Source organism: Bifidobacterium amazonense (genome assembly GCF_018555435.2).
GTDB classification, from domain to species: Bacteria; Actinomycetota; Actinomycetes; order Actinomycetales; family Bifidobacteriaceae; genus Bifidobacterium; species Bifidobacterium amazonense.
Genome location: NZ_JAFEJT020000007.1, coordinates 26619 through 37481, shown reverse-complemented (window position 1 = coordinate 37481; position 10863 = coordinate 26619). Strand labels below are relative to the sequence as shown.

Sequence of the window (10863 nt, the reverse complement as noted above, 5' to 3'; positions counted from 1 at the left end):
GGTTGCTCCGCGGCCTTACTTGTCTACCATATGTCGCGGTCAGCGACGCCGGTCTCGCGGCCGGGGCCGGTCAGTCGGCGTGGTCGGCGATCCAGCCGACGATCGCGTCCTTGACGGTCTGCGCGTACAGCTTCTGCCCTTCCGGCTCCGGATGGATGCCGTCGCTGGTGAGCATGTCCGTGTGCGCGCCGATCGCGCTGTTCCAGTCGGCGATCGTCGCACTCGACGGATGCGTGCGCACATAGTCGACGGCGGCCTGGTTGGCCGTGGGGATCCAGGTGCGGTCGCCGTAGCCGTTGACGATGACGAGCACATGGCCGTCGCCCGCCGCGGCCGCGATGTCCTCGTAGTCCTGCGTGGTGACATTGCCGTTCGTGTTGAGCGAGACGACGACGTACTTGTGCAGCTGGCCCTGCGCCTTGAGATTGGAGACGATGTCGGGCGCGTCGCGCACGAAGCGCGACACCTTCGCGTCGATGACGATGCCGGGCAGCAGGTCGTTGAGCGCCGGGGACGAGCCGACGGTCACCGAATCGCCGATCACGGTGACCTGATCGCCCTTGAGCGTCTTTTCGGCTTCGGCCTTCGCCTGTTCGCGACGTTTCGCCTCTTCTGCGGCGCGTTTCTTCGCCTCGGCGGCCGCCTTGGCGTCGGAGGCGCGCTTGTGCGCCTGCTGGTCGAGCACGCTCTGGTTGTCCTCGAGCATCTGCTGCACACTGGACTTGGCGGGGGCGTTGCGATAGCCGAACACGCAACCGACGACGAGCGCGATCGTCAACGGCACGGCGACGACGATGCGAGCCACGGACGGGTCCACGCCGAACACCTTGTGCATGTCACCGTCCGTCTTGCCGGACGGGTCGATGAGCAGGGCCAGCGGACGTTCGACCAGCCACCATGACACAGCGGTCATCACGCCGGCCGAGACGAGCGCCAGCAGTCGGATCAGCCACATGCCGCGGCCTCGCCAGCCGGGCAGCAGCGACTGGAACATCAGGAACAACGGCCAATGCCACAGGTAGATGCCGTACGAATAGCGGCCGAGCAAGGCCAGCGGGCGCCAGACGAACAGGTTCTCCATCCACGAGTCCGCGGTGATGCTGCCCGCCAGCAGCACCACGGACAGCACGGCCGCCGTCAGCAGTCCGCCGCGGAACGCCGACGTGTCCTGGTCGACGCGCATCATCAGCACGATCAGCCACACCAGCGCGACGGTGGCCAGCCACGGGGCGACCTGACGCGCCGCATCGGGGATCGGCCATTCGTGCCGCTGCGACTCGGTCACCAGCCATGCCAATGCCAGCCCGAACATGATGCCGAAGCAATGCGTGTCGGTGCCGAAGTACACGCGGGTCGGGTCCACGTCGGGACGGTACAGCACCCACATGAGCAGCGCGGACGCCACGGCCAGCGCCAACGGCACGGCGATGCGGAACCGTTCGGGCACGGTCTTGCGCACCAGCATGACGAGCCACGGCAGCACGATCGTGACCTGCGCGAGCAACGCCACGAACCATAGGTGGCGCAGCGGCTGCGGCGACGTGGAGGCGAAATAGCTGCCGCCGGTGAAGATCTCATACCAGTTCGAGGTGAAGGTGACGGCCGCGATGCTTTTGCCGGCGATGCCCACCAGCGCGTCGCGGTCGAACAGGTAGCCGAGCGAGACGGTCGCGGCGATCATGAACACCATGGCCGGCCACAGGCGCACGATGCGTCGCAGATAGAAGCGCCCCACATCGACGGCACCTCGCGTGATGCATTCACGCAGCAGGCTCAGCCCCAGCAGAAAGCCGGATACCGTGAAGAACATGTCCACGCCCACGAATCCGCCGTGCAGCGACAGGGGCGAAAGATGATACCAAATGATGCCGATGAGGGCGACCCCCTTGATGCCGTCCATGCTGCGGTACCGCACGCGGGCCGGGGTCTGCGGCCGCCCCTGCGGCCGCGCTGTTTCCTGCTGATCTGTTTCCATCACCCCGCAATACTACGACACCCCGAGACACATGCCGGCCGGCTTCGCGCAGTGGCCCAGGCAACCGGTTCGAGGTCATCTGCACGGCGTAAACTGGCCGTTCGTCATCATTGGCCGACCGCAACGCAAAGGGGTTGTATGAAGGAACTCGAGGAACGCATCCGCAAGGAAGGAACCGTCAAGGAAGGCAACGTGCTCAAGGTCGACGCCTTCCTGAACCACCAGTGCGACGTGGCGCTCTACGACGCCATGGGAGCCGCGTGGGCCGAGCATTTCGCCGGCAAAAACATCGACAAGATCCTCACCATCGAGGCGTCCGGCATCGGCATGGCGTGTGTCGCGGCCCGTCATTTCGGCAACGTGCCGGTCGTGTTCGCCAAGAAGGCGCAGTCGATCAACCTCGACGGCGACCAGTACGTGACGACCGTCTATTCGTTCACCAAGCAGCGCGAGTTCCCGGTGATCGTCTCCCGCAAGTACCTCGGCCCCGAGGATCACGTGCTGCTCATCGACGACTTCCTCGCCAACGGCAAGGCGCTGCACGGCCTGATCGACATCTGCAAGCATGCGGGCGCGACCGTCGAGGGCATCGGCATCGCCGTGGAGAAGGGCTTCCAGGGCGGCGGCGACCAGCTGCGCGAGGAGGGCTACGACGTCGATTCGCTGGCGATCGTCGAGTCGATGGATCCGAAGACCGGCGAGATCGAATTCCGTCACTGATCCAAGGCAAGCATAAGGAGAGAGGAACCGACTTGTCCGAGAAGAAGCAATCCGAAGCCGTCTCGTTCGAGGCGCTGAGCAGCCTCGACGCGCCCGTGTCGTTCTGGAAGGGCATCCCGTTCGGCCTGCAGCACGTCATGGCCATGTTCGTGGCGAACCTCGCCCCGATCTTCATCGTCGCGTCCGCCGCGAAGATGGACGCCGCCCAGTCCGCGGCGATCATCCAGGCGGGCCTCCTGGTCGCGGGCCTGGGCACCTGCCTGCAGCTGTACGGCGCATGGCTGATCGGCTCAAGGCTGCCGATGGTCACCGGCATCTCGTTCACCTACGTGGCCGCCGCATGCGCGATCGCCGCGGACAAGGGCTACGGCGCGGTCGTCGGCGCGGTGATCGTCGGCGGCCTGCTCGAGCTCGTGCTGGGTCTGACCGCCAAGTACTGGCGCCGGTTCGTCCCGCCGATCGTCTCCGCGATCGTCGTCACGTCGATCGGCTTCTCGCTGCTCAACGTGGGCGCGACCTCGTTCGGCGGCGGCTCCGGTGCGAAGGACTTCGGCAGCTGGCAGAATCTGACGCTGGGTCTGATCTCCTTGGTGGCCTGCCTCGCGTTCCAGCTGCTCATGAAGGGCACGGCCAAGCAGCTGTCGGTGCTGTTCGGCCTCGTCGTGGGCTACGTGGTCGCGATTGCCATGGGCAAGGTCGACTTCTCCGGCTTCCAGAACCTCGCCATCGTCTCCCTGCCGCAGTTCATGCCGTTCAAGCCGACGTTCGACTGGGGTTCGATCATCTCGCTCGGCCTGCTCTACGTCGTCTCCTCGGTCGAGGTGCTGGGCGACACGGCCGCGCTGACCAAGGTCGGCCTGAACCGCCAGCCCACCGAGCGCGAGACGGCCGGCGCGATCGCCGGCGACGGCCTGATCTCCTCCGTGTCCGGCCTGTTCGGCTGCCTGCCGCTGACCTCGTTCGCGCAGAACATCGGTCTGGTGGCCATGACCAAGGTCGTCAACCGCAAGGTGATCCTCTCCGGCGGCCTGATCCTCGTGGTCGCCAGCTTCGTGCCGGCCATCGCCGAGGTGTTCAACTCGCTGCCGCAGGCCGTGCTCGGCGGCTGCACGATCATGATGTTCGGCAACATCATCCTCTCCGGCTTCCAGATGATCGCCGAGGCCGGCTTCTCGCAGCGCAACATCACGATCGCGGCGCTCTCCCTCACGATCGGCATCGGCTTCACGCAGGTGAGCGACATCTTCAGCCAGTTCCCGGCCCTGTTCCAGCAGATCTTCGCCTCGAACTGCATCGCCGTCGCCTTCGTCGTCGCCGTCATCCTCAACGCCGTCCTACCGAGCGAGGAGCACTTCCTCGCCGCTCGCGGCGAGGAAGAATAAGCACTGTCTCGCCGCCCACGGCGAGGAATAACAGGCGCTGTCTCGCCGCCCACGGCAATGAATGAGAGCCGTCGCCCATAGGCCTCCCTCCGATCACGGAGGGAGGCCTTTCCTGTACGTGAATTCTCCATGAACCGACGGCGAGGCGGCCCGCGCTGCGGCACAATGGTGTCAAGGAGGCGTGCCCATGACCGACGACTACACCGCGAAGATGACCGAGCTGATCGAACTGATGCGTCTGATCGGCAACGACACGCAGCAGTGCGAGGTCAAGGAGTGCAAGCGGCGCATCTCGTCGACCATCACCGACACGCTGTCCGCGTTCTCGAACGGGTCGGGCGGCTGGATCATCCTCGGGCTGTCGGAGAAGGCCGGGTTCACGCCGGTCGAGGGCTTCAACGCACGGGCCATGCAGGAGTCGCTCAGCCAGGCGTGCGAGAAGATGACGCCGCCGGTCAGGCCCACGATCGTGACCTGCCCGTTCGAGGGGTCGAATCTCGTGTTCGCGCGCGTGGACGAGATGCTGCCGCGCGACAAACCGTGCTATCTGACCGAACAGGGACCATATAACGGCTCGTACATCCGCACCGGCGACGGCGACCGGCATATGAACCCGTACGAGGTGGACCGGCTCATCGAGGAGCATCTGCAGCCCACCTACGATCTGGACATCGTGCCGAACGCCACGGTCGACGATCTGGATCCCGTGCTCGTGTCCGGACTGCTGGAGCGGGTGCGTGAACAGCATCCGCACGTGTTCGCCGGGCGAGGCGACGCCGACACGCTGCTGGACCTGCAGGTGCTGCGTCATGACGATTCGGATGAGGCGAGCGTCGGCGGCGTCCTGCGTCCGACGCTTGCCGGGTTGATGGCGTTGGGACGCTACCCGCAGAAGTATTATCCGCGTCTGGGCATCACGATCGCCGTGTTCCCCGGCACCAGCCGCAACGACGTGTTCCGCGGCGACGAACGGCTGGTCGCCTCCAGGTCGATCGTCGGGCCGATCCCGGTGATGATCGACGACGCGGTCGAATCGCTGATGCATTGGATCGGCGCCAAAAAGCCGGACTATCCGCCCGTCGTGCTGCGCGAGGCCATCGCGAACGCGCTCACCCACCGCGACTACTCCCCCGACGCGCGCGGCACGCAGGTGCACGTCAACGTGTTCACCGACCGCATCGAAATCGCCAATCCGGGCGGCCTGTACGGCACCGTCACGCACGACGTGCTCACCGACCCGCATCCGGTGTCCGGAACGCCGTTCCAGTCGACCCGAAACCAGTTCCTGTTCACGCTGCTCGAATCGACCCCGTATCCGGGAGGCGGGTACGTGAACCCGGAGGGCGGCGACGGCTACCAGCGCATCGCCGCCGCGTTGCGCGAGGCCGGCATCGAGCCGGCGACCACGGTGAACACGATCAACACGTTCACCATGACGATCACCAAGCAGCGCACCGCACGGCTTGGCTCTCCCGGTGACGTTTCCAAGGCGATCACCACCGTGCTGGAACGTCATTCGGCGATGAGCGCCAAGGAGATCATGCGCGAGCTGCAGCTGACGCCGCTCGCCGCCACCGCCGGCCTGCGCGAGCTGCTGCGCGAGGGAAGGGTCACCCCGGTGCGGTTCCAGGATGACCCCGATCAGCGGTACCGGCTGAACCTCAGCCGCTCCTCGTGAGGAGGCATCCTCGGATCACGCCTCGGCCAGTTGGGTGAGCGCCGGCGCCGCGGCCACGGGCTTCGCCCGGCGGACCTGACCCACCGCAAGGCCGATGCAGACGAACGTCACCGAGTACAGGGCGATGATGCCGACGCCTCCCAGCCATCCGAGCGCGTCCATCCCGTCCGTTCCGACGCCGAGCGCCATGTCGATCGACGACGTGTACCACCAGCCGGGCGTCAGTTTGACGAACGCGACGACCGTGTCGGGCATCATGCTGATCGGGAACGAGATGCCCGACGTGAACATGATGAGCAGGCCGAACACGTTGGCGAACCCGTTGGCGACCATGTCGGACGCGCCGAATTCGCCGAGCATGAATCCGCATGCCACGCACATGAGGCTGAACATGCAGGCCGATGCGAACGTCATCGCCACGCCGGCCGGCGGCAACGAGGAGACGTCGGCTCCGATGGCGACGGTCAATCCCAAGGCGGCCGCCAGATAGGCCACGCAGATCAGCAGGGCGAAGCAGCACAGCACGCCCATGCGCTTCAGCCCGATCGCCCCCGCCACCGGGGACGCCGCGAGACGACGCCTCAGTTCGCCGGTGCCGAACACGCGCGCCACCAAGCTCACGCACACGCTCAGCGTGAGGAACAGCGGGTAGAGCGCGGTCTTCATCGTGTCGCCGAATCCGGATGCGACGGGATTCACCGCACCGGCATCCCGGCTGTCCCGCGACGTGGAACGGTCCACCGCGACCGGACGGTTGACGTCCGCGTCGTGGGCCGTCTTCGCGGCGGCGACGGCGGCCTGCCGCACGTCATCCATCGTCAGGTCGGAGATCGAGCCTTCCGGCAGCGAGTCGAGATCCGCGTCGAAATCGGACGTGGACGAACCGGCAGCGGCTCCCCCGGCATTCGCGCCGCCCGCCATGCGCTCGTACCATGCCTTGAGCTGTGCCTGGTCGACGCTTGCGTGTTCGCCGATCAGCGCGATCCGCGTGAGCGAGAGGAACCCGTTCACGTTCATGGTGCCGATCGTGCCGGCGCCCGACGTGTAGCTGGTGACCGTCTCGACCCGTGGCATGTCGTCGCCGGAACGCGCGGAGGCGAGGAACCGGTTCGCATAGCCGTCCGGGATGATGACGATGAGATCCGTCCAGTTCGAGGCGACGGCCCGCTGCAGCGATTCGGGATCGTCGTCCAGTTCGACCAGCGCGGCCGATTCGGTCAGATAGTCGCGCAGCCCGTCCGCGATGCCGCCGCGGTCCGCATCCCGGTCGACGACGGCGACGTTCACCTTGGCCGGCTCGTACGTGTCGGCCACCGGCCGGTTGGCGGCGGTGATCTGCGACCAGCTGAGCATGAGCATCATGACGCCCATGAGCACGAGATAGATGATGATGTACGTGCGGTGCGCAAGCAGCACGCGCACGGTGGCCTTATAGGTGTTCATAGCGTTGCCTCCTGAGCATGATCACGCCGGCCGTGAGGAATGCCGCGCTCATCGCGAGCAGGATGGCGCAGGTGCGGACGAACGGTCGGTAGCTGTCGTAGTACATGAGCGAATAGAACAGGTCCGTGACCTGCTGGACGGGATTGATGGTGGCGAGCAGCGGCGCTTTGCGCGCGATCAGGTCGCTCAGCTCCATCGCGAACCCGCCGTACAGGCCGCTGAACAGCGACAGTCCGCAGGAGAGCGCGGTCGCCATGCCCTGCTTGACGCCGGCGGTGAGTTTCGGTATCGCGCCGATCATCGTGCCGAGCGAGCATGTCATGAACGAGGACACGATCACGGCGAGCACGGCCAGCGGTTCTCGGCCGCCGACCGCGATGCCGCAGGCGTAGCGGATGTAGGCGAGCGCGACGAGCAGGCATGCGCAGGAGCACAGCCAGCCGGCGAGGAATCCGGCGACGAGCTGTCTGGCTCGGCCGAGCGGGGCGACGGAACGGCGTATGCCGAGTGCGGAGAGGTTCGCCTGGGCCGTGGTGACCGCGTAGATCATGGTCGACATGGCCATCAGGCAGGCCATGCCCATGAGCGCGTAGTAGTAGCGGGCCATCGCGTCGGGTTTGAAGTTGGTGAGCGTGATCTCTTTGGTGCCGTTCGTGGCCGAGCCGATGCCGTTCCAGAAGGCGCGGTTGACGGCCGCGGTCGGATTGTCCTTGAGCGCGGCTCGCACGGTCGCGCCGGTGCGGTTGTACTGGTCGAGCACGTTGTCGAGCGCGGCGAGGGAGACGTCGAGTCCGACCGCGCTCGTGCTGTTGTTGGCCGTGGCGACGGTGTCGGAGCTGAGCGTGAGCGCGAGCCGTCCGTCGCCGTCGGCGGCGATGATGCCGTCCGTCGTCCCGTCGTCCAGCAGTTCGCGGGCCTGTGCCGTCGAGTCGACCGTGGTGACGTCCAGCAGCCGCACGTCGACGTCGAGGTCGCCGATGGCGGCGCGCGCGTCATCCGTCGTTGTTGTCGTGTCCGTCGTCTTGTCGGTCTTGCCGCTGCCGGACTGCTTGCCGGACAGCGCCGTGATGAGCGTGTCCGCGCCGGTCGTCTTCGTCCAGTTCGCGTCCTCGACGACGGCGACCGATACCGGTGTGATGCTCATGGCGTTGTCCAGGTTGCCGAACACGACGTTGAACATGGTCGACAATGCGATCGGGAACACGATGAGCCAGAACAATGCGCTCGTGTTGCGCAGGTTCGATTTCAGGGTGACGACGAAGGTGCTCCACATGGCGTTCTCCTTTCCTTGCCGGGATGGTCGGAATCGCTCCCGTCAGTCCCGTAGCGCCTTGCCGGTCAGTTCGAGGAACACGTCGTTGAGGCTCGGCGGCCGGCTGGTCAGGTGGCCGATGTTCGCGCCCGCGGAGCGCAGCACGCCGATCAGGTCGACGAGGTTATGGTCGCCGCGCCGGCATCGCACGGCCAGTTCGCGCCCGTCGTACGTCGCCTCGATCACGAACGGGAGCCTGCGCACGGCGGCGAGCGCGTCGTCGGTCAGGTCGAGCGTTTCGATGGTGATCCGCTCCCCCGTGTCGATCATGGCCTTGAGTTCGTCGGCGGTGCCGAGCGCGAGGTGACGGCCGTGGTCCATGATGAGGATGCGGTCGCAGATCTGTTCGACCTCCTCCATGTAGTGGCTGGTGTAGATCACGGTCGCGCCGGCCTGGTTGAGTTTCTGGATGCCTTCGAGGATCGCGTTGCGGCTTTGCGGGTCGACGGCCACGGTCGGTTCGTCGAAGAAGATGAGATCGGGCTTGTGCGCGATGCCGCAGGCGATGTTGAGCCGGCGCAGCAGGCCGCCGGAGAGTTTGCCGGGACGGAATCTGCGGAAGTCCTGCAGGCCGGCGAAGTCGATCGCCTCTTCGACGAGCGGCGCGCGGTCGGACTTCTTCGGCACGTACAGCGAGCAGAAGTAGTCGATGTTCTCGGTGACGGTCAGTTCGTTGAACACGGCCACGTTCTGCGGCACGATGCCGATGCGGCGTTTGAGCTCGTAGCTGGTCGGCGTCATCGGCTGGCCGAACACGCGGATCGTGCCGGAGTCGTAGGTGAGCAGCGCGAGGATGCAGTTGATGGCGGTGGTCTTGCCTGAGCCGTTGGGGCCGAGCAGGCCGAAGATCTCGCCCTGGCGCACGTCGAGGTCGAAGTAGTCGAGCGCGACCATGTCGCCGTATCGTTTGACCAGCTGGCTGACGTGGACGGCCGGCGTCTCGTTGTTGTCGGTCATGTCCGCTCCTTTCCTTGGGGTATCTTCATCATCGCGCGCCGGGGCATGGCCGCGCTACAGTCATCCGTCACGATCTGGGCCCGGCTCCATGACATTTGTCACGTATTCGTCGCATCCCGGGAGCCGGCTACCATGGCAACCATGCTCGTCCTGCTGGAGAAAGCCCTGCTGCTGGCCTGCGGAACGGCCGTGGCGGCATTGTCCGGCTTTGATTCACTGTCGCTGATCGGCCTGCTGGCCGCGATCTCGTTGTCCTGTCTGGGGGAATGGCTGATGGCGCGGCGCACTCCCCCGCTCATGGCCGCCGTGCCGGCCTGTCTGTGCATGGCGGCGGCCCTGCTGATGCCGCGATGGTGCATGCTGCTGCCGGTCGTCGCCTATGATGCGCCTCGTCTGCCGTCGATGATGCGTGACGCGCGCGCCGACCGGCTGGTCCGGTGTCTGCCGTTTGCGCCGATCGTCGTCGCGTTCGTGAGGGCATCGACCGCGGCCGATCGCACGATCATGGTGCTGACCGGGCTGTTCGCCGTCGTCGGCATGATGCTCGGCCGGTCGCGCGCGACCGTCATGCGATTGCGCCGGTCGTTGCGGCATACGCAGGATCTGGCCCGCGACAGCAGGCGAGTCAGCCGTCGCCGCATGGCCGACGTCGCCGAGGAGCGCGCCCAGTCGATCCGCACGGCCACGCTCAACGAGCGCACGCGCATCGCCCGCGACATCCATGACAACGTCGGGCATCTGCTCACGCGCGCGATCATGCAGTCGCAGGCGGGCAAGGCGGTGGCCGACGCGACGGACGATCCGGTCGCCGCGCAGGGCTTCGGCGCGTTGAACGACACGCTGAACGAGGCGATGACGATGGTGCGCCGCTCCGTGCACGATCTGGAGGACGACGGCACGGATTTCGCCGCGCAGATCGCGGATGCGGCGCGCACGTTCGGCGACGCGTCGCCGGGCTTCTCCGTGGCCTTGTCGAACGAGATCACGGATGCGCCTGCACCGGTGACGCGCTGTTTCGCGACGGTGATCCGCGAATCGCTGTCGAACGTGGCCCGGCACAGCGACGCGCGTTCGGCGAGCGTGACGTTGCGTGACTTCCCGGCGATCTGGCAGCTGGTCGTGCAGGATCCGGGACCGGCCAGAACGCCGGCCGACGAGTCCCACGCCGGACGCTCCGCCGCCGACGCCGAATCGTTGCGCGGCATGGGATTGGCCGACATCGAACGCCGCGTGCGCGCGCTCGGCGGCACGTCGTCGTGCGGCCCGTACGGCGCGGGATGGCGCGTGTTCGTCACGATTCCCAAACGGCGGTGGACATACCATGATCGTGACGGACGATCATGACCGGCGGAACCGGCCCGTCCGACCGACCGATAGGTACCGAGGGGCATAAGGA

The 10863-nt window shown here is 66.4% G+C and carries 8 protein-coding genes; 4 read left to right on the top strand and 4 right to left on the bottom strand.

The genetic code is table 11. The annotated features are described in order from the left end of the window. Positions 1–70: 70 nt before the first annotated feature. Positions 71–1975 carry an acyltransferase family protein gene (locus JS533_RS02960; protein WP_241513085.1) on the bottom strand — a complete coding sequence of 635 codons (1905 nt, stop codon included), beginning with the start codon at positions 1973–1975 and terminating at the stop codon, positions 71–73. A 138-nt stretch (positions 1976–2113) separates the two neighbouring features. Here JS533_RS02960 and JS533_RS02955 point away from each other — a divergent pair, with 138 nt between their 5' ends. The 3 genes from JS533_RS02955 (at position 2114) to JS533_RS02945 (ending at position 5755) form a co-directional block, all read left to right on the top strand. After that, positions 2114–2695, top strand: coding sequence for a xanthine phosphoribosyltransferase (locus JS533_RS02955; protein WP_241513046.1), 582 nt, complete (start codon positions 2114–2116; stop codon positions 2693–2695). A 32-nt stretch (positions 2696–2727) separates the two neighbouring features. Further along, entirely contained in the window at positions 2728–4077 is a 1350-nt protein-coding gene (locus tag JS533_RS02950) for a nucleobase:cation symporter-2 family protein (protein WP_241513045.1), read from the top strand. Positions 4078–4264: 187 nt separating this feature from the next. After that, positions 4265–5755: an ATP-binding protein gene (locus JS533_RS02945; RefSeq protein WP_241513044.1), complete on the top strand. Its 1491-nt coding sequence runs from the start codon at positions 4265–4267 to the stop codon at positions 5753–5755. 15 nt (positions 5756–5770) lie between these two features. Here JS533_RS02945 and JS533_RS02940 read toward each other — a convergent pair whose 3' ends face one another. From JS533_RS02940 to JS533_RS02930, 3 genes are read right to left on the bottom strand one after another with little or no spacing between them, the layout of a single operon-like run. Beyond that, complete coding sequence (locus JS533_RS02940) at positions 5771–7198, bottom strand: ABC transporter permease (protein ID WP_241513043.1); 1428 nt, start codon at positions 7196–7198, stop codon at positions 5771–5773. After that, positions 7185–8471, bottom strand: a complete 1287-nt coding sequence (locus JS533_RS02935) for an ABC transporter permease (RefSeq protein WP_241513042.1) — start codon at positions 8469–8471, stop codon at positions 7185–7187. The genes JS533_RS02940 and JS533_RS02935 overlap by 14 nt, the downstream gene beginning before the upstream one ends. 42 nt (positions 8472–8513) lie before the next feature. After that, on the bottom strand, positions 8514–9467 hold the full coding sequence (locus JS533_RS02930) for an ABC transporter ATP-binding protein (RefSeq protein ID WP_241513041.1): 954 nt from the start codon (positions 9465–9467) through the stop codon (positions 8514–8516). 141 nt (positions 9468–9608) lie between these two features. On the opposite strand from JS533_RS02930, the gene JS533_RS02925 reads away from it, so the two are divergent. Beyond that, a complete protein-coding gene (locus JS533_RS02925) occupies positions 9609–10811 on the top strand; it encodes a sensor histidine kinase (RefSeq protein WP_241513040.1) in 1203 nt (400 codons plus the stop codon). The last annotated feature ends 52 nt before the right edge of the window (positions 10812–10863 follow it).

Excerpts from the sequence above, each read along its gene's own strand:
- JS533_RS02925 (WP_241513040.1), top strand. The coding sequence starts at position 9,609 with ATGCTCGTCCTGCTGGAGAAAGCCCTGCTGCTGGCCTGCGGAACGGCC.
- JS533_RS02945 (WP_241513044.1), top strand. The coding sequence starts at position 4,265 with ATGACCGACGACTACACCGCGAAGATGACCGAGCTGATCGAACTGATG.
- JS533_RS02935 (WP_241513042.1), bottom strand. The coding sequence starts at position 8,471 with ATGTGGAGCACCTTCGTCGTCACCCTGAAATCGAACCTGCGCAACACG.
- JS533_RS02960 (WP_241513085.1), bottom strand. The coding sequence starts at position 1,975 with ATGGAAACAGATCAGCAGGAAACAGCGCGGCCGCAGGGGCGGCCGCAG.
- JS533_RS02955 (WP_241513046.1), top strand. The coding sequence starts at position 2,114 with ATGAAGGAACTCGAGGAACGCATCCGCAAGGAAGGAACCGTCAAGGAA.
- JS533_RS02930 (WP_241513041.1), bottom strand. The coding sequence starts at position 9,467 with ATGACCGACAACAACGAGACGCCGGCCGTCCACGTCAGCCAGCTGGTC.
- JS533_RS02940 (WP_241513043.1), bottom strand. The coding sequence starts at position 7,198 with ATGAACACCTATAAGGCCACCGTGCGCGTGCTGCTTGCGCACCGCACG.